Genomic DNA, 25152 nt, shown 5'->3' on the forward strand with positions numbered 1-25152 from the left:
CTATTTGTTTTAATAATCAATAGAAAAAGCCTCTTCCGAACATTCGGAAGAGGCTTTTTCTATTTCTGGAATTTATTATTCTTCCGTAGCTGCTACCACTACTTTTTTGTTCTTCATCATGTTGTATGCAATCGGAGATGCAATGAACAACGAAGATAAAGTACCGATAACAACACCGAGGATCATTGCGAATGCGAAGCTGCGGATTGAATCACCACCGAGGATGAAGATACACAGCAATACGATCAACGTACTCAATGAAGTATTGATGGTACGAGCCAGTGTAGTGTTCAGAGAGTCGTTGAACAACTGACGCTTGTCACGTTTCGGATACAAGCCGAAGAACTCACGTACACGGTCGAAGATTACCACCTTATCATTAATAGAGTAACCGATAGCCGTCAGGATAGCACCGATGAATGTCTGGTCGATTTCCAGTGAGAACGGAACGATACCCCACAACAATGAGTAAGCACCGATAATCATGATCGTATCACAAGTCAGAGCTACGATAGAACCGATACTGTAAGCGATGTTGCGGAAACGGATCAAGATATACAGACCGATAGCGATCAGAGCCAGAACAACTGACCATACGGCACCTGTCTTGATATCGTCTGCGATACTCGGACCTACTTTCTGTGAACTTACGATACTACCGCCTGTGTGATTGTCACGGTCGATGAAAGTAGCCAATGTGATGTTCTGTGTCAGCAATGGCTTCAGTGTTTCGTATAAGTATGATTCAATCTCAGAGTCTACATTGTTACCTTCGTCTGCGATACGGTAGTTGGTGCTGATACGTACTGTTTTCTTATCTGTACCGATAGCGATCACATTTACATTTACATCTTCACCAAACTTGTCAGCGATCAGTTCACGAACTTGTTCCGGTTCTACCGGATTCTCGAATTGTACCTTGAAGTTACGTCCACCGGTGAAGTCAATACTTTGACTTAAACCACGCAATGCAAACGAACCGATACAAACAAGGATAATAGCGCTTACGATGATCAGTGATTTCTTATTGGTTCCCATGAAGTCGAAACGGGTATTTACCAGCAAGTTTCTGGAAATCTTGGAAGTAAATGTCAGGTTCAGCCATTTGTCTTTATTCATGAAGTGTTCGTAAACCAGACGAGTCATGAACACAGCAGTGAAGAAGGATACAAGGATACCGATAATCAATGTAGTGGCAAAACCACGGATAGGACCTGTACCGAAGTTGAACAGGATGATACCGGTGATGATAGATGTCAGGTTGGAGTCGAAGATAGCAGAGAAGGCATTTGAATAACCGTCAGCCAATGCTTTCTTCACACCCTTGCCGGCACGAAGCTCTTCTTTTGTACGTTCATAGATAAGTACGTTCGCATCTACTGCCATACCGAGTGACAACACCATACCAGCAATACCGGACATGGTCAGTGCCGCCTGGAAGGATGAAAGGATACCCAGCGTGAAGAAGAAGTTCAGGAACAATGCGCAGTTGGCAACCATACCCGGGATGAAGCCATACATGGAACACATATAGATCATCAACAGGATCAAAGCTACAACGAATGAGAAAATACCTGCGTTAATAGATTCCTGACCTAGAGACGGACCTACGATATCTTCCTGTACGATGTGCGCCGGAGCCGGCATCTTACCTGATTTCAATACGTTAGCTAAGTCCTTTGCCTGTTCAGGAGTGAAGTGACCTGTAATCTGTGAACGTCCACCTGTGATTTCAGAGTTCACGTTTGGAGCAGAATATACATAGTTATCAAGAACGATAGCGATAGAACGACCGATGTTCTGTTTGGTCAGCTGTGCCCAACGGCGTGCACCGTCAGAATTCATGGTCATGCTTACAGCTGGTTTGCTGTATTGGTCGAATTCGTCTTTTGCATCTGTTACTACGTCACCTTCCAACGGAGCTTTGCCGTTACGTTCGGTAGACTTGATAGCATACAATTCGAATGTCTGTCCTTTCTTATCAAATTCAGAAGGAGAAACACCCCATTTCAGACGAAGGTCTTTCGGAAGTTCTGACTGGATTTCGGGCATGCTCAGATATCTGTTGATATCGGCAGTATCCTTATAGTTAGCATAGCCGATCACCGGACCCTGACCGCTTGAATTCAACTGAAGAACAGCTAGCAACGGATATTGCTTTTTGATTTCTTCCATATTTGCTCCCGCCTTTTCGTCTTTGGCATCTCCTTTCAGAGTAGCTGCGAGACTGTCGGCAACGCTTACGGCTTTCTTTGCCGGAGTAGCTTCTGCCAGCTTGGCTGCGGGGATTGTGTCTGCAGTTGCGTTAGTGGCTGTAGAATCAGCGGCAGTTTCCTGTGACAGGATAGCACGCAATTTTGAGTCAGCCGACTGCATAGCCGGAAGAATCTCTTTTGCAGTATATGTTTCCCAGAATTCGAGGTTAGCCGAACCTTGAAGAAGTTTTCTCACACGTTCCGGTTCCTTGATACCCGGAAGTTCCACCATGATACGGCCCATCTTATCTTCGAGGCTCTGGATGTTCGGCTGAACAACACCGAAGCGGTCGATACGGGTACGAAGCACGTTGTATGAGTTTTCAACGGCAGCCTTTACTTCTGCTCTCAATACTTTTTCTACTTCGGCATCTGATGATTTCTGGTTAACTTTATCTTTCAACTGTTGTGTTGCGAAGAGTTCGGAAAGTTTTGCGCCCGGAGCAGTTTTCTGGTATTCTCTGACGAACAAGGTAATGATATCGTCCTGGCTGTTGACAGCTTGTTTTGCAGCTTCATTCAGCGCTTTATTGAAGTTTTCATCCGGCTTGTTGTCAGCCAATGCTCTGATAACATCAGGCACAGAAACTTCAAGGATAACATTCATACCACCTTTTAGGTCCAAACCTAAACTGATCTCCATTTCACGACAATCTTTCAGCGTCCAGTTCCACAGCATTACTTTCTCATTGGAGAGAGAGTCAAGGTAGTCTTGTTCTACTTTCGGGTCGCCGTTCGCAATCTCTTTCGCCTTATTAGTGTAATGGCGGGTTACGAAGGAGAAGGAGAGGTAGAACACGCATACCAGCGTGAGTAGTACCGCAAAAACCTTTACAAATCCTTTGTTTTGCATTTTACTTTTAATTTATGATGATTACTTTTTTAATTTAATTTTCAGTTAAATTCTGCCGTATACAAGTCCATTTTGCCGCATACAAGGCTGCAAATATAGTTTTTTTTTCACATTCATATGTAATAAGCCCTCAAATATTTGATGTTTAAGGGCTTTTTTGCCGTTTTATTTCATTCCTCTGTTTTTCAGTAACGGCTCCAGGCTTGGTTCCGCACCGCGGAAATTCTTATAAAGTATCATCGGATCTTCGCTGTCTCCCTTCTCCAATACGTTGTAGCGGAAGAGGTCGGCAGTGTTTTTATCAAAGATTCCATGTTCTTTGAAGGCTTCAAAGGCATCATTGTCAAGTACATTCGCCCAAAGGTAACTGTAGTATCCGGCAGCGTATCCGCCAATGATATGATTGAAGTAAGTGACGCGGTAACGGGGGGCAATTTCGGGGATCAGACCGAGCTTGTCCATGGCTTCTTTTTCGAAAGCAAGCATATCCAGATTCTTTACATCTGTTATCATGTGAAGGTTCATGTCGAGAATGGCGGCAGCCAGTAACTCGGTGGTCATGAATCCTTGGTTGAACGTTTTCTGTTTCAGAATCTTTTCGATGATTTCATCGGGGATTACTTCTCCTGTCTGATAGTGTTTGGCATACATTTTCAGCACTTCCGGTTCGGTAGCCCAATGTTCGTTGATCTGAGAAGGAAGTTCAACAAAATCGCGTACGACATTGGTGCCGGAGGTCCCTTTGTATTCGCACTTTGTCAGCAAGCCGTGCAGGGCATGGCCAAATTCATGGAACAGGGTTTCTACTTCGTCCATAGTCAGCAGAGAAGGGGTGTCGCCGACCGGTTTGGTGAAACTGCATACGTTGCATACCAAGGGGCGGGTTGCTCCCTGCTGTTCGCGGTAATTGCTCATCCATGCGCCACCGCTTTTTCCGGAACGCGGGAAATAGTCTACATAGAATATACCCAGTTGGGAGCCGTCAGCGTCTTTCACTTCGAAGACTTCTACATCCGGATGATAGGTCGGGATACCTTCCAGTTTGCTTAGCGTGATACCATATAGTTTGTTGGCGACTGCGAAAGCTCCTTCGCGTACATTCTCTAGTTTGAAGTAAGGTTTGGTGTCTTCTTCGGAGAGGTTGTATTTCTCTTTGCGGAGTTTTTCTGTGTAGTACCACCAGTCCCAAGCTTCCAGTTTCTCGCCTTTACCTTCTTTGTCCATTAACTGTTGAAGTTCTGCGGCTTCGGCTTTCGCTTTCGGGAGGGCATAGCTCCAAAGGTTGTTCAGCAGACTCATTACGTTGCTGTCATTCTTTGCCATTGTCTCATCCAGTACGAAGTTGGCGTAGTTGTTGAAGCCCAATAACCTTGCTTTTTCCAGACGGAGGGAGACGATCTTGCGGATCGTTTCTTTGTTGTCATTCTTGTCATTGTTATTGCCGCGGTTGATGTATGCTTTGTACATTTTCTCACGGAGAGGGCGGTTCTCAGCGTATTGCAGGAACGGAAGGCGGCTGGCGTTGTGCAGGGTGAACAGCCATTTTCCCGGTTGTCCGGCAGCTTTGGCTTCTTCGGCTGCGCTTTGGCAGAACCATTCGGGCAATCCAGCTAAATCTTCTTTCTTGTCTACGAAAAGCTGGAAAGCATTGTTTTCATTCAGTATATTATTGCTGAATGTGATGCCGAGAGTGGAAAGTTCTTTGTTGATTTCACGCAGACGTGCCTGTTTCTCTGCATCCAGATTAGCACCCGAACGCACAAATCCTTTGTAAGTTTTGTCCAGCAGACGTTTCTGTTCCGTGGTCAGATTCATGGAATCTTTCTGTTGATATACAGCGTTTACACGTTTGAAAAGCTCCTGATTCAGGGAGATGTTATCTTCGTGCTCGGAAAGGGCCGGTGCCATTTTGATAGAGAGCTCGGTCAGTTCATCGGTTGTTTCCGCATCCGTCATATTGAAGAAAATGGCGCTTACACGGTCCAGAATGGGTGCGCTGTTGTCCAAAGCTACAATCGTATTGTTGAAGGTAGGCACTTCCGGGCTTGCGATAATGGCCTGGATATTTTGATTCTGCTCTTCAATACCTTTCAGAAAGGCGGGTTCGTAATGTTCCAGTTTGATTTTATCGAAGGAAGGAACACCATACTCTGTTTGAAATTCAGTGAAGAAAGGGTCGCTTTCTGTTTTTGTTCCACAGGAGTACATCATACAACTTGCTGCTAAAATGGTTAAAGTTTTTCTAATCATCATGGTATTTATTAAAGTTTTTTCTGTTTTATTGCTTGCCTATATAGCACCAGATCGGGTAATGGTCCGAATCTTTGATCGAACGGTCTACGGTACAGTTATAGGCTTTCTGATTGGGGCTGATCAGAATATTGTCTATCCGGAAATAGAATTTATTCAGATTATAGGAGATGCCCAGTCCCCTGCCGGATTGTGTAAAGGCGTCATCCAGCTGTTGAGTCAGGATGCGATGGGTATATGAAATGGAAGCGTCGTTGAAATCGCCACAGGTAATAATAGTCGGGTATTTGCTGTTTGCGATGGCGACGGCTACCGAATCCGCTTGCGAAGAACGGATGGCCGATGCTTCCGCCAGTTTCTTTATTAATTGCCGGAGACCCGTTTTTACCTTCTTTGCGTTCGGGTCTTTAATCATATCTTCATAAATCACCTTGTCCTCTTTCGTTAGTTTATTGGATTCCAAATGGTTGTTTATGAGGGTGATAGTGTCCTCGTTAACTTTGAGGGTGTACTGCATCGAACCGTTGTAGGTGCTTTCATACTTGATGGGACGTGCCGAAAGTATGGGGAATTTGGAGAAACAGGCCAACTGACTGCCTCCTTTTTCCGGATTGTGAATGGAACGGTAGGGATATGCTTTCAATGCTTTTCTGATGTCTTCGTCTGTCAGATATTTCTTGTTTTTGGTTGAATTGTACTCCTGAAGACAGATTATGTCAGCTTCACTGTCAGCCAGATAGGATAATATCGGATTCTTTCCTTCCTTTTTCTCCAGATTGTTAAATCCCATCACATTGTAAGAGAGGAATTTGATGCTGCCATCCGGTATCGTTTCTACTGTAGAATTGATGGGAATATAGGTGCGTATCTGTGGAATACATACCAGAAAACCGATGACTGGTAATAAGGCATAGCGGTAGCTGATGATTACCCAGAAGAGGGTGAAACAGATGTTGACAGCAAGGAAGATGGGGAAGGCAAGCCCCAGGCAAGAAGCTATCGGGTGTATTTTCGGTTGAAGATACGGGCTATAGGCACTCAAAATCAACATCCCTACAAAGAGTGCGTTGACTGCCAATATCAAATAAAGGACAAATTTGCCAATGTGTTCCATTCTTTATCTTTTGCTTGCGTCGAACAAGCTCTTTTTCTCTTCCGTCGTCAGGCTTTCATAACCGGATTTTTTCAGCTTCTCCAGAATGCGGTCCACTTCATCCGATTGTGCTTTCTTACGGGCGTTATAATCGTAATCTTTCTCGCGACTTGTGTCGCTTCCATAATGTACTTTCATTTTTGGTTTGCGTTTCCATGTCTTTTTCTGAAACAGGGAAGCGAAGCCGTCAAGGAACCAGTTGATCCAGTAAGTCACGTCTTTGCCTTTGCTCAGACTGGCTGCAAACCAGAGCCCGGCAAGTGCGCCGCCTAAGTGGGCGATGTGTCCTCCGGCATTGTTGGATGTAATAAAGAGCAGGTCCGTTCCGATAACGATTAGTGCGAGATATTTCAAACGGACGGCGCCGAAAAGGAAAAGCTGTACCCGATAGTTCGGTTCTCTGTAGGCGGTGGCAGCTACGATGGCCAGCACGGAAGCGGAAGCCCCGACGAGTGTGGAGAACGGCAATGTCTGGCTGAAATAAGGGAAGATGTTATAGGCTATCATGTAGAACAATCCTCCGCAGATACCTCCCAATACATATAATCCCCGTAAATGCTTTCCCGAAAAGAAATAGAGAAACAAACTTCCGAACCAGTACAGCCAGAGCATGTTGAACAGGATATGCAGGAAGCCTGCATGCATGAACATATAGCTGAGCAATGACCATGGCTGAAGAATAAACCGGTGAAGGGAAGCCGGAAGGGCGAATAAATCGAATATTCCCGTTGCACTCAGGTTGAACAGCTGCAATATGACACTGATTAACGTACCGATAACAAAGATGCCTACGTTAATGTAAATCAGTCGGATGAAAGTGTTTCCTCTTCTGAACGTTTCTTTTAAATCAGTTATAATATGTCCCATTGTTTCTACTTTTTTTTCTCCAATACATAATCAGGATAAATCCGAATATCATACCTCCCAAGTGGGCGAAATGCGCGACATTATCTCCGGGATTATTGGCAAAACCGGCATACAGTTCAATCAAAGCATAACCGATAACAAAGAATTTAGCTTTGATAGGGAAGGGCAGCGGAAAGATGAATAGCTGGTTGTTGGGGAACAACATACCGAATGCGAGCAAGATAGCATATACAGCTCCCGAAGCGCCCACGGTGGTCAGCATGTTCAAAAACTCTCCCATAGGAATAATCCCCGTTCCTATATCCACTTGTGAATAGTGGCTGTAGTCTACTATATATTTGATGTATTGCACTCCTTCCTGGATAAGTCCTGCGCCGATACCACAGACGATATAATAAAAAAGGAAACGTTTCGGTCCCCAGGTCCGTTCAAGAACAGTTCCGAACATGAAAACAGCAAACATATTGAAAAAAATGTGGCTGAATCCGCCATGCATGAACATATAAGTGATAAGCTGTGCCGGATTGAAGTCACTGGCGAGGAAAAAATGCAATCCCAGATAATTAGTCAGATCGATACCGTATCGTTGAGCGACAAGTGTCCCGAAAAAGACTAGTACATTGATAATTATCAGGTTTTTAGTTACAGTTGGCATAATTTTATATTCTGAATATTTAAGTAATGAACGCAAAAGTACGAATAAATTCTGTTTTAAAGCATGGAAAAGCTTCCCTATTAGCTCTTTTTCAATAATTTGCTGCGTTTTTTTTATGTTTTTATTTGATATGTTGTTTTGTTCATCTATATTTGTAAAGTCGTAATGGGAAATCTTTTGTGTAACATATATATTAATTAATCATTTTACGTATCATGAATAAGTCTGAACTTATTAGTGCAATGGCTGCTGAAGCTCAAATGAGTAAAGCCGATGCGAAGAAAGCTCTTGATGCTTTCATTTCTTCAGTTACTAACGCTATGAAAGCTGGTGATAAGGTAGCTTTGGTTGGTTTTGGAACGTTCTCTGTAAGTGAAAGAGCAGCAAGAACCGGTATTAATCCTTCTACAAAGGCAGCTATTACTATTCCTGCTAAGAAAGTAGCTAAATTTAAAGCTGGTGCTGAATTGTCTGCAGCTGTTGAATAAACATATAGTTGAAAGAAATTAGAAGAGGGAGGCGCGTGCGTCTCCTTTTTTTGTATCTTTGCGCGCAAGAAACAACTTGATTATGAAGATAGAAGATAAACTTGTAGCGTCCGTCATCAACGGACTAAAAGCACTTTACGGTCAGGAAGTCCCTGAGAAGATGGTGCAGTTGCAAAAAACGAAGAAAGAATTTGAAGGACATTTGACACTGGTCGTGTTCCCTTTTCTGAAAATGTCAAGAAAAGGACCGGAACAGACAGCGCAGGAAATTGGCGAATATCTGAAGGCGAACGAACCGGCTGTAGCTGCTTTCAATGTGATAAAAGGCTTTTTGAATCTGACTATTGCATCGGCTACCTGGATTGAGTTACTGAATGAGATTCAGTCGGATGAAGAGTACGGCCTGGTGAAAGCTACCGAAACTTCTCCGTTGGTGATGATTGAGTATTCTTCACCGAATACCAACAAGCCGCTTCACTTGGGGCATGTGCGCAACAATCTTTTGGGAAATGCGCTGGCTAACATTGTGGCTGCAAACGGAAATAAAGTAGTAAAGACGAATATAGTAAACGACCGTGGTATCCATATCTGCAAATCCATGCTGGCATGGAAGAAATACGGAAACGGCGAAACTCCTGAAAGCACCGGCAAGAAAGGTGATCATCTGGTAGGCGACTACTATGTGTCTTTCGACAAGCATTATAAAGCGGAACTTGCCGAACTGATGGAAAAAGGCATGACGAAAGAGGAAGCGGAAGCTGCTTCTCCGTTGATGCAGGAAGCCCGCGAAATGCTGGTGAAATGGGAAGCCGGCGATCCGGAAGTACGTGCCCTGTGGGAGATGATGAACAACTGGGTGTATGCCGGATTTGATGAGACTTACCGGAAGATGGGTGTCGGCTTCGATAAGATATATTATGAATCCAATACTTATCTCGAAGGAAAAGAGAAAGTAATGGAGGGACTGGAAAAAGGCTTTTTCTTCAAAAAAGAAGACGGCTCTGTCTGGGCTGACCTGACTGCCGAGGGGCTGGATCATAAGCTGCTTCTTCGTGGCGATGGAACCTCTGTTTATATGACGCAGGATATTGGTACGGCCAAACTTCGTTTCGCTGATTATCCGATTGATAAAATGATTTATGTCGTTGGTAACGAACAGAATTATCACTTCCAGGTACTTTCTATTCTGTTGGATAAACTCGGTTTTGAATGGGGTAAAGGCCTTGTACATTTCTCTTATGGTATGGTAGAATTGCCGGAAGGTAAGATGAAATCTCGTGAAGGAACAGTCGTTGATGCCGATGACCTGATGGAAGAGATGGTATCGACTGCAAAAGAAACTTCGCAGGAACTCGGAAAACTGGATGGTCTGACGCAGGAAGAAGCGGATGATATTGCCCGTATTGTCGGTCTGGGTGCTTTGAAGTACTTTATTCTCAAAGTAGATGCCCGTAAGAATATGACTTTCAATCCGAAAGAGTCTATTGACTTCAATGGTAATACAGGACCGTTCATTCAATATACGTATGCCCGTATTCAGTCTGTGCTTCGTAAAGCGGCTGAGTCTGGAATTGTGATACCTGAACAGATTCCTGCTGGTATCGAGCTGAGCGAGAAGGAAGAAGGACTGATTCAGATGGTTGCTGACTTTGCGGCAGTTGTAAAACAGGCCGGAGAAGACTACAGTCCGTCTATTATCGCGAATTATACCTATGATCTGGTGAAAGAATATAATCAGTTCTACCATGATTTCAGCATTCTGCGTGAAGAGAATGAGGCGGTAAAAGTATTCCGTATTGCTCTGTCTGCCAATGTAGCAAAAGTGGTTCGTTTAGGAATGGGCTTGTTGGGCATTGAGGTACCTTCCAGAATGTAATACTTGCCCTGAACAAAATATATTTATGTGTTCCGGAACGGGACTGGGATGTTGTTGAATAGAAAAAGACTGTCCGAAAAGGAATTGTACACTATCTTTAAGAAAGGCTTTGGGTAAAGTTAATGATAGGGATTACATACTTTTCAGACAGTCTTTGTATTATTGGGTAATTACTTTCGAATTATCAGGATCTTTCCACCAATATGGATTGGAAGCGCCGAAGCTGGATGCCCAGTCACCAAATTTAGGATACGCTTCCAAAATGCTTGTCGTTTCTACTGGTACGAGAAAATCGGCACTTCGTTTGATTCCTACACTGATACCGCTAATCTGTAGTCCCGTCGGCATATTTTCATTATTTACGTAATATAATCCCTCATCAGGTCTGGATACATCACTGCCTGTACCGAAATAAGAGAAATTCATTTTGTTTGTCGGAGGGAATTTCACAATATGTGCTTCTTTATCACGTCCTGTGCTGGTAGAAATGATGATAAAGGGGTTCATATTAAATTTGCTGTATGTCTTTTCCCAATATTCGTTATTAAAGAAAGGGGTGAATGCCGTTTCTGTAAATCTTTCTTGAGCGACATCTATCGTTACTGTAAATGTTTTGTTTATAGCTGCTTTTTGATTGTCAAAAAGGATAATAGTGGGATAATTTTGACCAGGCTCCCGGTCTTGCCCCTCCATGAATTGTGAGACGATTCCGTCGGATTCTACGGTTATTTTCTTTATATCACTATTTGCTATACCTGTGAGCTGGTAACCAAAACCATTCTGCCAGTTTGCACCATCATGTTTAGGCACAAATGTATCTATAACTTTTACGACTTTACTTGTGAGAACGCTCTTATAAATCTCACGCTTATATTCGACAACCATATCATTCATGTCATAATCTCCTTTGGATGGCCAAAAATCTTCAAATGATAATACACCTTTAAAGGAGTTATAAATCTCTTTGTCGTTAATGGATTTGTCAGGGAGTTCTTCTACACCACCAGTCTCAATGGCTGATCCATCTGAGAAATCAAGATAGAATACGGCATCGCCAAAGTTTCCTTTTCTGGTATTATCTCCTGTCGGTTCGAAGTTGGTTGCATCCTCCATACCAAATGCAACGACTTCTCCTGATTTGTTCTTTAGGGCAATGGTACGGTGTTCTTTGCTCTTATTCAGATCACGAATCGAATAGAAAGTACGTTTATTGTTCAGAACCTCCTTTGTGCTTTGGTTGTAGGAGGACTCAATAAGGAACCATGCTATGCTTACTCCCGCAGGGAACTCGTTCACGAACTTTGTGCCATCCCAATATTTCAGTTCTACTCTGTCGCCGGTATACATACTACCTGCTGTACTGCTGGAATTACACACGGCAGTCGATATGCGCGGATAGGCAATGATCGGTGTAACTTGACTTATATCAGTCGGCTTTTGATCGGTAGGGTAGGTGAAATAACCGACTGTATTTTGCTTGGTACCTGTACTGCTGAGCATAACCAGTCCGATTTCCGTAGGCTTCTTAATATTGATCTCTATATTTACATTATCATCTATATATTCAGGATAATAATCTTCCATCGCTGCACTTCCACCCGGTTTAATAAAAACTTCGCGGATATTATACATGAGCTGCCCATCTATTTCCGTCGGAGTAGAAGAAAGATAAGTAGGACATCCTATCTCATTCCATTCACCTAAAATCTGAAAACCTTCCGGATATTTGTAGCCGCTATTGGTAACCCCTCTACTCGTACCCTTCGCATTTCTCTTACTTTGTATAAAAGCTTTCTGATCAAAAGATACTTTTCCGTTTGTAATTTGTAGTTGAATCGGGCTGACAGTTCCCAGATAGTCTGAATAAAGGTAAAGTTCTGTAAGATAAGATGGAATGGATATGAAATCATTAAAAATTCCTTTTTTATCCGTAGCCCCGCGATAGACAGGCTCTTCTTTTGTCTTGATAATGTTTCCATCCTCATCTTCCTCAAGCGGATTTTCGGCATATAACTCAAATACAACTTGATAATTTAAACCATAGTTTACATCAACTGTGCAACTGGAGGATGTTGTAAAGCCAAAATATTCATCTGCAGTTTTTTCTTCTGGAGCCTGATATAAGTCCTTTTCCATACAACCGACTAACGAGAGTGCGCATAGTACCCCCATTGAGAGAGATTTGAAATTGTTTGTTTGCATAACTGTGTTCTGATAATTTGATTGTAACCCGCAAATGTATGCATTTAATATATCAAAACAAAGAGTTTGGAAATAAATCGTTTAAAAAGAAATATATAGCATGGTAAATACAACAAAAGTCCGGTAACCAGTTGATATAGGTTACCGGACTTTGATGTCTCATTGGATGCAAATATTATTTCTTTTTTGCAGTTCGTTTACCTTTGGCAGAAGTGCCAGGACCTTTCTCATCTTGTATTTTGATTAGATCCAAGCAACTCTTCAGACTTAGATCTTGAGGAACAATGTCTTTAGGGATCTTGTAATTATTGCCTTTGTATGCAATGTAAGGTCCGTACCGACCATTCAGAATCTCCAGTTCCGGTTCTTCATCAAACTTCTTGATATGGCGTTCTGCTTCTTTCGCCCGTTTTTCCAGAATCAGCTGCTCTGCTTCTTCTAGAGTAACTTTCATCGGATCAAGTGTTTTCGGCAGTGATACATAGACCTTGTTATGCTGGATGTAAGGACCAAAGCGACCTATACCTACAGTGACAGTCTTTCCTTCATATTCCCCTAAAGTACGCGGTAGCTTGAACAGTTCCAGTGCTTCCTCCAGGGTAATGGTCTCCATGGACTGCCCTTTCTTCATCTGGGCAAAGCGAGGCTTCTCTTCATCATCTGCGGCACCGATCTGTACTACAGGGCCGAAACGACCGATTTTCACAGATACAGGCTTGCCTGTTTCCGGTTCTTCTCCCAGCATACGTTCGCCGACTTTATGTTCTGTCTTTATGGATAATGTCTTTTCTACTGCCGGATGGAACTGATCATAGAAAGTCTTCATGATCGAAGTCCATTTTACTTCTCCTTCCGCTATTTCGTCAAATTCCTTTTCTACACTGGCGGTAAAGTTGTAATCCAGAATATCCGGGAAGTATTCGGTAAGGAAGTCATTCACCACAGTTCCTGTATCTGTAGGAAAGAGTTTCGACTTTTCTGCTCCCGTCACTTCATTGTGACTTTCATCTTTAATCTGATTGTCTTTCAGTGTCAGCACATTAAATGTACGTTCTTCACCGTCTTTATTTCCTTTTTCCACATATTCGCGTTGCTGAATAGTAGAAATTGTAGGAGCGTATGTGGACGGACGACCGATGCCCAACTCTTCCAGTTTGCGTACAAGGCTTGCTTCCGTATAGCGTGGCGGGCGTTGAGTGAAACGTTCAGTGGCAACGATAGGTCCATATTCCAGTTTCTGGCCTTTCTTTAAAGGAGGCAACAGACGGCTTTCGTCTTCCTGTTCATTCTCATCGTCATAAGACTCACGGTATACACGCAGGAAACCGTCGAACTTGATAACTTCGCCGATGGCAGTGAATACATCACCGCTTTTGCTTATAGAGATGGTAGCAGTAGTCTTTTCCAGTTCCGCATCCGCCATTTGTGATGCGATGGTGCGCTTCCAGATCAGATCGTACAGTTTCTTTTCCTGTGCCGTGCCTTCCACGGATTGATTTTCCATGTAAGTCGGACGAATGGCTTCGTGTGCTTCCTGTGCTCCTTTCGTCTTTGTTTCAAAGTGGCGCGGATGTATATAGCGTTCACCCATCATCTGTATGATAGCGTCTTTGCTGCTGGCTGTTGCATATTCCGACAGGTTGACGGAGTCCGTACGCATATAAGTGATAAATCCGGATTCGTACAAACGTTGTGCGATCATCATCGTTTGTGCTACGGTATATCCCAGTTTGCGTGCCGCTTCCTGTTGCAGGGTGGAAGTTGTGAATGGAGCCGGCGGTGTTTTCTTTACCGGACGGGTGGTTATATCTTCAATCGTAAAAGTCGCTCCCTTACATGCGTCAAGGAATGCTTTTGCTTCTTCTTTCGTCTTGATACGGCGTGACAGTTCCGCTTTCATTTCTACCAGCTTGCCGTCTGTATCGGGAACCAGGAATATGGCAATAACCCGGTAAGCGGCTTCTGATTTGAACGCATGAATTTCGCGTTCACGTTCTACAATCAGGCGGACAGCTACCGACTGTACGCGTCCTGCCGACAGAGATGGTTTAACTTTTCTCCAAAGTACAGGAGACAATTCAAAACCTACAATTCTATCCAGGATTCGTCGTGCCTGCTGTGCATTTACGAGGTTGAGGTCGATATTGCGTGGTTGCTCGATTGCTTTTAAAATAGCACCTTTGGTAATTTCGTGAAATACGATTCGCTTTGTGTTTTCCGGTTTTAGTTTTAATACTTCATACAGATGCCAGGCAATAGCTTCTCCCTCGCGGTCCTCATCGGATGCGAGCCATACGGTTTCTGCCTCTTTAGCTTCTGCTTTCAGCGTGCTGACCAAAGCCTTTTTGTCTGCCGGAATTTCATAATCGGGTTTAAAATTCTTATCTACGTCGATACTGAATTCTTTCTTCTTCAGATCACGTATATGTCCGTAACTAGAAAGGACTTTGAAATCTTTCCCGAGAAATTTTTCAATCGTTTTTGCTTTTGCCGGAGACTCGACAATGACAAGGTTTTTTTGCATAATTCTTTCTTTTATAATGGCTTGTACCATAATATTTCGGGGCAAAAGTAAAAAAAAAGATTCGCCCTACCTTATAATATAAGGAGAAACTAATATTTTTTTGGAAAAAAATAGGTTTTGAGTAAATCTGCATTTCTTTTGTATGTGCAAGTATTATTAAAGAAATGTTCTATAATTAAGGGGAAATTAATATAAAACAGTTTTATTTAAATAGAATTTCCTATATTTACACCTTTGTACAGTATTATGTGGCTATTTATGAGAAAGATTCTATTTAAAATATATCTATTGTTTTTCTTTGTAGGTATTGCACAACCTATATTGAGCCAGTCTCCTTATTATTATTACAAACAACTCGGAATAAAGGAAGGACTCTCACAGTCGAAAGTACAATGTGTTCTGAATGATCATCGGGGGTATCTTTGGATTGGTACGGAATCCGGTTTGAATTGTTATGACCGTGACCATCTGAAGCAATATCTGCATCGGCCGGGAGATGAAAGAACGCTCCCTTCCAACAATATCACTTTTATCGCCGAGGACTCTTTATGCAATCTATGGGTAGCTACGATGAATGGCATTTGCCTTTACGACAGAGGGAGTGATAGTTTCAGAACTTTATCGAATAATGGTAAACCGATCTATGTTGCTTCCTATTTATTGGTTGAAGGAGGAATCTTACTGGGAGGATCAGGAGCTATATACAAATATGTCTATGCCACTAATAAGCTGGAACCTTTGTATTATGCGCAAGACCCTGTTTATTACAATCCCTTTTGGCAGATGATACGTTATGATGAAGAGAATATCCTGCTCAATTCACGTTGGCACGGCATATATTCCTTCAATATGAAGACGTATGAAGTGAAGAAAATAGAGTCGTTTACAGAAAATAACTATACCAGTATCTATCTGGACTCCTACAAGCGTCTGTGGGTAAGTGTTTATGGTAACGGACTGTATTGCTATCAGGGAGACCAGTTGATAAAACACTTTACGGCGTCAAATTCTCCTTTGACGTATGATGTCATTCATGATATCATGGAGAGAGATAATCAGCTTTGGGTAGCCACTGATGGTGGTGGAATCAATATAATCTCTTTAGATGATTTCTCATTTACTAATATTCAACAAAAACAGGATGATGTTCATTCCTTTCCAGCCAATACTATATACCGCCTCTATCTGGACCCGGCCAATAATATGTGGGCAGGCAGTATCAGAAGAGGGTTGATTGGTATAAAGAATGTGTATGCCTGTTCTTATCAGAACGTTCCTTTTGGCAATCTGTACGGATTAAGCAACCAGACTATTAATAGTTTCTTTCAGGATAGTGACGGAATAGTCTGGGTGGGAACTGATGGGGGAGGTATCAACCGGTTTGATCCGGTATCGGGTACCTTCAAACATTATCCTGCTACCAAATATGAGAAAGTTGTCTCCATTGTGGAATATACTCCTGACGAACTGTTGTTCTTCTCCTTTAATAAAGGACTCTTTATCTTTCATAAGCAAACGGGGCAGATACGTCCCTTTGTGCTGATTGACAAGGAAATGAATGATCAGACCTGTATCAATGGTTTTTCTGTCAATATCCAGCGGATAACGAAGACTAAAATTCTTTTCAGTGCCCAGCATATTTTTATATATGATATGGTCACCCGTAAGTTTGATATAGTGGCTACTATGGGAGAAGAGTACGAGCGTCATTCTCCACTGATAATAGCTACGAAAGGTGCAAAGACATACCTTTCCGATCTGAAGAATATTTGTGAGTATGATTCTTCGGAAGGGACTTTCCGGACGATTTATCAAGGACAATACACTATCAATGACGCCTCTATGGATCAGGATGGTATTTTTTGGCTGGCTTCTACCGAAGGTTTGGTACGTTATGATCCACGGACAGGGAAGAGTGAACTGATAAATACAAGCCTGTTTCAGGATGTAGCTTCTGTTGTTGCCGATAATCAATATCGAATCTGGATAGGAACGAGACGTCATTTATTTGTTTATTCTTCCCGTACCCATAATTTTACTACCTTGGAGGAGGTAGATGGAGTCTTGCCTAACGAATACATCTTTCATGCTACTCTTCTGGCCAAAAACGGAGATGTTTTTGTCGGTGGAACTACAGGCATGACGGTGATAAACTCTGCCGTTCATTTTGATACAGATGAGGATTATACGGTCGAACTGCTGGATGTATTATTAAACGGTCTGCCTGTCTCGTTATCCGAAGAGCCGCAGGAAGCGGCTGAAACAATTCAGATTCCCTGGAACTTTTCTTCCCTGCAACTGAAAGTTCTGCTGAATGAAAGCGATGTGTTCCGCAAGAATTTCTTTCGTTTCAATATAGAGGGGCTCGATCAGGAATTGGCGAGTTCCAATTCAAACTCTTTGGTTATCAATTATCTGCCGATAGGGGAGTATACGATTACCGCTTCTTATTATACCCGTGACGGAGGGTGGAGTATGAAACAACCCATTCTGCATGTTGTGGTTACTCCGCCTTGGTGGAAGACCGGTTGGTTCTATGTGGGATTATATATATTGTTGGGAGCAGTGGCTTATAGCATTGTCTACTACTTCTATCGCAAGAAGAAAGCCAAACAGAAGCGGGAGATTATGCGTCTGAAAAATAAGATGTATGAAGAAAAGATTAATTTCCTGACGAACATCAGTCATGAACTTCGCACTCCTCTTACACTGATTTGTGCACCATTGAAGCGTATTATCAATCAGGAGTCGGACAAGCAGGATGTGGAAAAGTTGTTGGCCCCGATCTATAAGCAGGCATATCAGATGAAGAATATTATTGATATGGTACTTGATGTAAGGAAACTGGAAGAAGGAAAAGATATGCTGCATATATTGCCGCATCCTTTGAATGAGTGGGTGCGCTCTGTCGGAGATAAGTTCATCAATGAGTTTCATGTGAAAGGTATCAGACTCGAATATGAGTTGGACGAACAGATAAAAGAGGTACCTTTCGATCAGAATAAGTGCGAGTTCGTTCTTTCTAACTTCCTGATGAATGCGTTGAAGTTTAGCGAATCGGGCACCACTACTACACTGATTACCACCTTGTCACAAGAGAAAGACTGGGTTCGGATCTCTGTCAGGGATGAAGGGATGGGACTGAATATGGTAGACACAGACTCTCTTTTCTCCAGTTTCTATCAGGGGGGACATGAAAAAGGAGGAAGCGGCATCGGATTATCCTATGCGAAGAGTCTCATCACACACCATAAAGGAAGAGTGGGCGCTTCGAATGCAGCGGGAAAAGGGGCCATCTTTTATTTTGAACTACCCTTATTCACGGATACTTGCGGACAGCTGGAACCGGCTTCTGTGGAAGCAGCTACAGGCGTGGAAGTGAATGAACCGGATAGAATCGATTATACCTTCCTGAAAAAATATTCAGTGATGGTGGTCGAAGATACTCCCGAACTGCGAAGTTATCTGAAAGAAACGCTGAGTAATTATTTTGCCCGTGTATATGTTGCCAAGGATGGGAAAGAGGGATTGGAACAGATCAAAGACCGATTGCCGGATATTATCATCAGTGATGTCATGATGCCCCGGATGAATGGGTTTGAACTTTGCCGGGAAGTGAAGACTAATCTGGATATCAGCCATATTCCTTTTGTCTTATTGACCGCCTATCATAATTCTCAGAATATGTATACCGGTTATAAGACTGGAGCGGACGCCTTTTTGCCGAAACCTTTCGAAATAGACGGTTTGCTGGCATTGATTCATAATCAGTTGAGGCAGCGCGAACAGATACGGGCAAGATATAAAGATGATAAGCTCTTGACGCATAAGGAAGTGAGCTTTAGTAATGCGGATGAGACTTTCCTGCTGAAATTGAATACATTGATTGCGGATAATATGAGTAATCCGGATCTGGATGTTGCGTTTATAGCTACTAATATGTGTATCAGTCGTTCGTTATTATTCAATAAAGTGAAGGCCATCACGGGTATGGGGATTGTAGACTATGTGAATAAGCAGCGCATTGAGCAGTCAATCGTGTTACTTACTACTACTACCATGAACATTACTGAAATCTCCGAAGTGGTCGGCTTCTCTTCTTTGCGTTATTTCAGTAAGGTTTTCAAGTCTATTAAAGGAGAGATTCCTTCCGCTTATAGGAAGCAGGATAAGTAAATCGCATTGATAACTTGGACTTAGGAACATATACTAGAAATAAAAAAATAAATATTAGTCTCATGCTCTCATTCTGTATGAGGTAAATATCATATAATCAGAACGATATGTAATGAGAGATACTTCTTTTGCAAGGTATCTCTCATTGTTTTCTACGCAAAATGGCTTTAATTAGGCTTATCTCTCATCCTTTTTTGCTTATCTCTCATTCCCTTTCCTTGCGTAAGTAGGTAAACAGACTACCCTTTGAGGGTTAATATCTCATATATCAGTTTCAAATAACAGGTACTTTGTAGCTCGGATACCTTATATCTTTGTTATATCAAGCCTATATACTTCTGTTTTCTTACCGACATCTTCATCGTTCCACCCGGGTGAAACGATCTTGCCACTAGAGTGGAGAGATCTGTTCACTCTAGTGATGAGATCAGATCACTCGAGTGGAACGATGAAGATCTCCTATTAAAAATCTGATAACAATAGGTGAAAAGTACGACAGGATAGGGTCTTCTGCATAAGAGAAAGCGGTATATCCCGTCTATTCCATCATTTCTCTGCCTACAACGTTTATGAGCTTTAAGTCATAGTTATCATCGTGGGCATCTTGGAATAATTGCCAGATCATCACGCCGGCATAGTCGTTTTCTTTGATGAACTTACATTTGTTGGCTATAGTAGGGCGGCCGTTATAATAAGTCTTGCCTATATTATCCTTGTCCGCTGCTTCATTTCCAAGATGTTTGAGTATGCCGCTATAGCGGATTCCACGAACGGCATCCACTGCGCCTTGCAGACTTTCCTCCCAGGAATATCCATAAAAAGGAAGTCCTCCCACTATTTTACTTTTGGCTGCACGGCATTGTTCATTCCAGTATTTGAGGTCTTTCACAAAGTCATCGTATGAAGCATGCTGGACCGGTTTGTCGGTAAATGCTCCCCGGTCATAACTCATCAGGTTGATATAGTCGAAGTATTGCTCCCATTCGGTTCCGTAATTAAGCCAGCGGCTGTTGACGGCACAGGTCATCAGCATATTTTTCTCTTTTGCCAGGTATAAACCTCTGGCAAAAACCAATAATGAGGGGAAATTCTTATCCCAGTTGTCATATTCCTCATAATCGATGTCGAAGCCGTCCAGTTTATATTCTTTAGTGAATGCAATAATCTGCTGTATCAGTTCTTTTCTGGCTTTCGGATCATTGATGGCGGTAGTGAATTCTCCCGGACTGTTCTTTGCTAAAGATATCAGAATCTTGACATTATGCTTGTGAGCCGTTTCACGTACACTTTCAATTCTCTTCCGGACAGGCTCGATGTTGAGTGTGCCGTCTGCTTTTACCCTTGCAAAGCTGGCATTGATATGCGTCAGATACTTCCATTCTATTGTAGGAAATAAATTTTCAAACTCCCAGTCGTCAAGCGCAAGATAGCCGATAACTACTTTCTGGGTGACTTCCGGTTGGGGCTGAGGCTGCGGTTGAGGCACATTGGGCACCTGTGGGTTGTTGGTATTAGAAGAGGGTCCGCAACTAGTGAATAAAATGCTTACAGCCGTTAATAATGCGTATAATAAATGTTTCATAATGAATTGATATTAAGTGAATAATGTTTTTTTACGAGTTTATAACCAAATGACTTTTCCATCTTCATAAAGGAAGATTCTATGATGTTCTTGAGTATTTTTACTGCAGTGACTTAATTTCAATAATGCCTTTCGAGGGACATTGTTGAATATAAGATAGCTGCCATTCCCTTCTTTGCGTTCAATTGTACGCCATTCATTTTCCCAATATGATAATTCATATGTGTTCGATTTGCCAAGCCATGATCTTATATAGGGACTTATTCCTATGGCAGATAATTTGTATTCATTATTTAAATCAAAATCAATATATCCTTTGGAGACTTCTCCGCTGAAGGCGGTATCGCTCAATCCGTCAATTAGCATTTCCGGTTTTTCATCTTCGTTGTTATGCGGCAAAGGAGACAGGATTTGAATGCCGGTGATCAGTTTGTCTGCACTATAAAATGAAAGTTCTCCTAGGGCAATGCCGGGCGATGGTAAATAAAGCCGGACAAATCGATACGACATCGGGTCGTCTATTCTGAAAAGTTGATGTTGTATCTGTAATGTATCATTGATGGTATACAATAGTTTATCTTTTTTCCCATTTTTCATTCCCCAAAGTTCGCTTCCTTTTAATGAAGTCAGGTTCTTCCTGTTCTCGTTGAACGGCACTTGACCCGCAAAATTGCGAATTACGACTTGCCCCTTTTCTCCGTTGGCAGACAGATTTTGCAGGGTACCGTCGGATTTTAACCAGAACGGTTGTCCTGCCGGTATGCTTTTCCCTTTTGCATAATAAGTAGGAAGGTATACAATATCTTTTCCCATTTTGTCGAATGTTACTTGTTGCCCTTTTATCTTGCCCCACTGAACAGGAATCCAGTCTTGATAGTTGTAAACTGATAAATAAGCATAACCGGGGATCGGATTAATAGAATCTGTATTCAATACCACTCGTACATCTTGAGTTTCAAAATATTCAGAAGATACATCTTTCTTCTTTTCATTCAGAAATAGAGGTGGAATATCCTCACGTGTAACTTTCTCATCGGATAATGGACCTTCCATATGATTGGAGAAAGTCTTGCGATAGACTTTGGGCAGTCTGAACTTCCCCCAAAAGCTATCGTATGATTTGTTATTATAAATACGTTTATATTTCCAACGGTCGTCATCCCAAAATGCTTCAAAAGCATAAGACTCTCCGTTTACAATGATCACGTTCCAGCTGTGCCCTCCGTTGCGATTGCCCCATACGGGAACGAAATCTACGGCGGCGGCCATTCCTACTGATGAAAGTAGCAAGGAGTTGAACCAGCATCGCTGTTCGCATGTACCGGTTTTTATCTTTTCGAATGTAGATGCAGTTAATATTGGGATGAATGGAACATAGTAGGGAGAATGAACGATATCTTTATAAAGAAACAATAAAGAGTCGGTCTCCTCCATGACGTTCTTTCCATGTGTTGCATAAAAGTCTTTATGATGGCGTTGATAATATCTATCTCTTGAATTGTCGATTACCAATCCGTTTTCTCTCCGGTATGGCAAGATGTATTCGCAAAACTCATTAAACGAACAATTTTGTGTATATACGTTCCCTTTCCATGCTTTGAATGCCAGTTCAATTTCAGAGATAATAGTTGAGGCTGTTAAGTGCTCCGCATCGTTCCTGTTTTTTGCCATCAATTCATCTGAGTATACAAAGCAGAACACTTGCCATAAACTGTCAATTTCTTCTCCGCATTTCTTATTTATTTCATAATTGTATTTCTTTCTGACATTGTCGTATATCTTGTAAAAAGGAGCATATACAGTTTGCAAGTTGGAGTCATTGGCGTATGATCCCTGCATGTTGGAGATTAGAAACTTGGCAGCTTCTAGCTTCAACGAGTCGTTTGCGTAATGTTTTAAAACCTTTTGCAGTTCCGAACAGTTTTCTTTGGCGGATGACAACGTTTTGTCTAAAGCACTTTTTTGAGTGCAAGAAACTAGTAGAAGCATTCCGGAGATATATAAATAATTTAACCATTTCTTTTTCATCATCCTATCTTTTAAGGTCTATTTCCAATAAAATGTATACTCCTTTTCGTAGAGTTCTCTATTCCGTTTTCCATTGTCATTTCTTTTAAAGGTCCAGCTATAAATGACACAATGTAATTGTATTTTATATATTGAATCCAAGTCTTTTACATATCCTCCTTTTTTTAGCTCTAATAAACTGATATTACTTTTTTTAGTTTCTTTCGGGAGGAAATTAAGATATAACTCTGTTGGATGATACATACATCTGCTATAGCCTATTTTTTTATTGTTCTTATCATAAATATTAAGATCGTAAAAACTTCCTGTATCGCTACCGTCATTCGTTTGAGAATGGCGAAGAATAGCTTTCAGCTTCTTGTCATTGTTTTTTAGAGTAAATGTCAGGCATTTCTTTTGCTTGTCAAATGTTGCTTCCAGGCTCATTTGCCGTTGTTGCCCCATTATTGGTAACATTGTAATTAATAATACTATTGTAATAATTATTTTCATTGTATTTATATATGTGTTGATTGTCAGTATTTTAATATCTATAATAAGAGGTTATTCTAATATTGAATAGCCTCTTATTATAAAAGTGACTCTCAATGTCAATATTGAGACTACAGGTTGACTACTTAGGTGTATATAGCATCTTAGATGCATTTGTTATTTTGGCTTTTGATCCCACCAATATAAGATATAATTCATTTTTCTTCCAAGTTCAGTTGGAGTATACCAAATATTAGACTTTAACTCAGTTTCAATCTTACGATAAACAGAAACTGGAATTGTGGCTAGTGAATCAAAAGTGTGAAATATAAAGTCCACTTCGGACACCTTTCCTGTTTTTGGATCAATATACATACTTATAATTAGCTCTTCTTTTATACGTTTTTTCTCAGTAGTTGAAAATGCGCTATTTACAATATCAAAGCGTTTAGAACGCGTCCAATTATCATCTTCAAACAAGGGTACATATACGTCAGGGTGCATATAAGGTTCACCGATTGTCGTATCTATCTGAGGTGAATACGTCCACTTATTAGTTTTATTGTACAATCTAATAGTTCCTGAACCGGCTACATCACACTGATAGGTGTAACTATTTTCATTAAATGTTTTAGTACTAGTATAATAGTTCGTTTGAGCAAATGTATGTGCTATGCTAAAAAGCATACTGATTAATGTTAATATTATTTTCATTAGATGCAATTTTTAGTTATTTCTCTTAAATTCTTAAAGTTATCTAATATAGGCCTGTTTGAAGCAAAAACAAACCCTCTTTGAGCTGTATATCCATTAGATTCAAAAGTCGATGCAGCTTCTTTGAGTTTTTCTTTTAATGATGTAATTGTTGCGTCACCTCTTAAAAAACCTCTTTCATCTATAAATCGATTAATATCTTTAATGGATCTACGGCGTGGATCTGTATTATCTCTTGTTTCCCATTTGCTTTCAGGATATTCTTTAAGACTTCTTAGATACAAATATTGTACAAAATGAGTCTCAATCTCGGCATTTAAAGTTGATTCATTGTAGGATGAAGTTGATTCTCTATATGATTGAAAAGCATGCATCATTTCATGTATAAGGCAATTGCTTTCCATTTGTTTACCTAATGTTATTCCAAACGAACCATCCTCGTTACGCTTGCCGAAGCCACCGTTCGTACCAGAATTGAATTCAATCGTAATTGTTTTTCCCTTTAAAATATCAACTAATCCATTATATAATCCTTTTCCCATACAATTTTGCGTGATTTTATCCAGCATCTTTTCAATCACCCTCCAATTCTCATCTATCATACTTGAGTTTCGGAAAATTGTTTTCGCTTTAGGAGCTATTGATTGTGGTTGATAACCTCCTCCACCACCTCCACTTGTGTTTTCATTGGGATCCCATTGTCCGCCAGTATTACCATCTTCTTCATAAGTGGGTACTTCGATACATACTTCCACTGTTTCCCACTTTCCCACTTTGCGGCATTCAGAACCGAATCCGAGACCATATTCTGGATCTTGATAGATAAATCCATTACATTCATTATGTTCCACATACTTCGTTTCAGTGTGGCATTCTCGTTTCAATATCGTCCCACGTGTATCTATTGTATCTTGCATGCTTGAACCTTCTTCTGTCCCCTGGCTTATTGTAGCTACAATTTTTCCATCTTTGTATTGCCAACCATTAACCAGGGCACCTTCTGGTTCATAGAAGTAAACGCTACCACTAAGATCGGGAGCCCGGTACAGGTAACTATT

General features: G+C 41.4%; 15 protein-coding genes. 3 read left to right on the forward strand and 12 right to left on the reverse strand.

The window, feature by feature from the left end:
• Positions 1–75: 75 nt before the first annotated feature.
• From secDF to DW640_RS11355, 5 genes are all read right to left on the reverse strand, one after another.
• Positions 76–3108, reverse strand: a complete 3033-nt coding sequence (gene secDF, locus DW640_RS11335) for a protein translocase subunit SecDF (RefSeq protein ID WP_008765303.1) — start codon at positions 3106–3108, stop codon at positions 76–78.
• Between the two features lie 165 nt (positions 3109–3273).
• The gene (locus DW640_RS11340; protein ID WP_370448825.1) at positions 3274–5361 is read right to left on the reverse strand and encodes a M3 family metallopeptidase; all 2088 of its coding nucleotides are present in this window, start codon (positions 5359–5361) and stop codon (positions 3274–3276) included.
• 25 nt (positions 5362–5386) lie between these two features.
• Positions 5387–6472 carry an endonuclease/exonuclease/phosphatase family protein gene (locus DW640_RS11345; protein WP_055229224.1) on the reverse strand — a complete coding sequence of 362 codons (1086 nt, stop codon included), beginning with the start codon at positions 6470–6472 and terminating at the stop codon, positions 5387–5389.
• Between the two features lie 3 nt (positions 6473–6475).
• The gene (locus DW640_RS11350) at positions 6476–7378 is read right to left on the reverse strand and encodes a rhomboid family intramembrane serine protease (RefSeq protein WP_008761931.1); all 903 of its coding nucleotides are present in this window, start codon (positions 7376–7378) and stop codon (positions 6476–6478) included.
• Complete coding sequence (locus DW640_RS11355) at positions 7359–8033, reverse strand: rhomboid family intramembrane serine protease (protein ID WP_117578152.1); 675 nt, start codon at positions 8031–8033, stop codon at positions 7359–7361. The genes DW640_RS11350 and DW640_RS11355 overlap by 20 nt, the downstream gene beginning before the upstream one ends.
• 215 nt (positions 8034–8248) lie before the next feature.
• Here DW640_RS11355 and DW640_RS11360 point away from each other — a divergent pair, with 215 nt between their 5' ends.
• Positions 8249–8521, forward strand: a complete 273-nt coding sequence (locus DW640_RS11360; RefSeq protein WP_008761933.1) for an HU family DNA-binding protein — start codon at positions 8249–8251, stop codon at positions 8519–8521.
• An 82-nt stretch (positions 8522–8603) separates the two neighbouring features.
• Positions 8604–10397 (forward strand): arginine--tRNA ligase, encoded by a 1794-nt coding sequence (gene argS / locus DW640_RS11365; protein WP_008761934.1) that lies wholly within the window; start codon positions 8604–8606, stop codon positions 10395–10397.
• Positions 10398–10556: 159 nt separating this feature from the next.
• Here argS and DW640_RS11370 read toward each other — a convergent pair whose 3' ends face one another.
• Complete coding sequence (locus DW640_RS11370) at positions 10557–12599, reverse strand: LruC domain-containing protein (protein WP_225651425.1); 2043 nt, start codon at positions 12597–12599, stop codon at positions 10557–10559.
• A 175-nt stretch (positions 12600–12774) separates the two neighbouring features.
• Positions 12775–15123 carry a type I DNA topoisomerase gene (topA, locus tag DW640_RS11375; RefSeq protein ID WP_055301053.1) on the reverse strand — a complete coding sequence of 783 codons (2349 nt, stop codon included), beginning with the start codon at positions 15121–15123 and terminating at the stop codon, positions 12775–12777.
• 258 nt (positions 15124–15381) lie between these two features.
• Here topA and DW640_RS11380 point away from each other — a divergent pair, with 258 nt between their 5' ends.
• On the forward strand, positions 15382–19299 hold the full coding sequence (locus tag DW640_RS11380; RefSeq protein ID WP_117578164.1) for a two-component regulator propeller domain-containing protein: 3918 nt from the start codon (positions 15382–15384) through the stop codon (positions 19297–19299).
• Positions 19300–19837: 538 nt separating this feature from the next.
• Here the strand turns inward: DW640_RS11380 and DW640_RS11385 are convergent.
• The 5 genes from DW640_RS11385 to DW640_RS23740 form a co-directional block, all read right to left on the reverse strand.
• On the reverse strand, positions 19838–20881 hold the full coding sequence (locus DW640_RS11385; RefSeq protein ID WP_117578154.1) for a glycosyl hydrolase family 18 protein: 1044 nt from the start codon (positions 20879–20881) through the stop codon (positions 19838–19840).
• Between the two features lie 39 nt (positions 20882–20920).
• Positions 20921–22912 carry a hypothetical protein gene (locus tag DW640_RS11390; RefSeq protein WP_117578156.1) on the reverse strand — a complete coding sequence of 664 codons (1992 nt, stop codon included), beginning with the start codon at positions 22910–22912 and terminating at the stop codon, positions 20921–20923.
• 15 nt (positions 22913–22927) lie between these two features.
• Positions 22928–23401: a hypothetical protein gene (locus DW640_RS11395; protein ID WP_090612749.1), complete on the reverse strand. Its 474-nt coding sequence runs from the start codon at positions 23399–23401 to the stop codon at positions 22928–22930.
• Between the two features lie 156 nt (positions 23402–23557).
• Entirely contained in the window at positions 23558–24094 is a 537-nt protein-coding gene (locus DW640_RS11400; protein ID WP_090612745.1) for a DUF5043 domain-containing protein, read from the reverse strand.
• On the reverse strand, positions 24094–25152 hold a 1059-nt coding region (locus DW640_RS23740; protein WP_199610346.1), incomplete at its 5' end, for a hypothetical protein. The genes DW640_RS23740 and DW640_RS11400, both read right to left, overlap by 1 nt.

The organism is Bacteroides sp. AM23-12 (assembly GCF_003434395.1).
Taxonomy (GTDB): Bacteria; Bacteroidota; Bacteroidia; order Bacteroidales; family Bacteroidaceae; genus Bacteroides; species Bacteroides thetaiotaomicron.

What these genes read in the sequence shown, in the direction of transcription:
- DW640_RS11400 (WP_090612745.1), bottom strand. Translation starts at nt 24,094, where the DNA reads ATGAAAATAATATTAACATTAATCAGTATGCTTTTTAGCATAGCACAT.
- DW640_RS11350 (WP_008761931.1), bottom strand. Translation starts at nt 7,378, where the DNA reads ATGGGACATATTATAACTGATTTAAAAGAAACGTTCAGAAGAGGAAAC.
- DW640_RS11390 (WP_117578156.1), bottom strand. Translation starts at nt 22,912, where the DNA reads ATGATGAAAAAGAAATGGTTAAATTATTTATATATCTCCGGAATGCTT.
- DW640_RS11355 (WP_117578152.1), bottom strand. Translation starts at nt 8,033, where the DNA reads ATGCCAACTGTAACTAAAAACCTGATAATTATCAATGTACTAGTCTTT.
- DW640_RS11340 (WP_370448825.1), bottom strand. Translation starts at nt 5,361, where the DNA reads ATGATGATTAGAAAAACTTTAACCATTTTAGCAGCAAGTTGTATGATG.
- argS (WP_008761934.1), top strand. Translation starts at nt 8,604, where the DNA reads ATGAAGATAGAAGATAAACTTGTAGCGTCCGTCATCAACGGACTAAAA.
- DW640_RS11345 (WP_055229224.1), bottom strand. Translation starts at nt 6,472, where the DNA reads ATGGAACACATTGGCAAATTTGTCCTTTATTTGATATTGGCAGTCAAC.
- DW640_RS11360 (WP_008761933.1), top strand. Translation starts at nt 8,249, where the DNA reads ATGAATAAGTCTGAACTTATTAGTGCAATGGCTGCTGAAGCTCAAATG.
- secDF (WP_008765303.1), bottom strand. Translation starts at nt 3,108, where the DNA reads ATGCAAAACAAAGGATTTGTAAAGGTTTTTGCGGTACTACTCACGCTG.
- DW640_RS11385 (WP_117578154.1), bottom strand. Translation starts at nt 20,881, where the DNA reads ATGAAACATTTATTATACGCATTATTAACGGCTGTAAGCATTTTATTC.
- DW640_RS11370 (WP_225651425.1), bottom strand. Translation starts at nt 12,599, where the DNA reads ATGCAAACAAACAATTTCAAATCTCTCTCAATGGGGGTACTATGCGCA.
- DW640_RS11380 (WP_117578164.1), top strand. Translation starts at nt 15,382, where the DNA reads ATGAGAAAGATTCTATTTAAAATATATCTATTGTTTTTCTTTGTAGGT.
- topA (WP_055301053.1), bottom strand. Translation starts at nt 15,123, where the DNA reads ATGCAAAAAAACCTTGTCATTGTCGAGTCTCCGGCAAAAGCAAAAACG.
- DW640_RS11395 (WP_090612749.1), bottom strand. Translation starts at nt 23,401, where the DNA reads ATGAAAATAATTATTACAATAGTATTATTAATTACAATGTTACCAATA.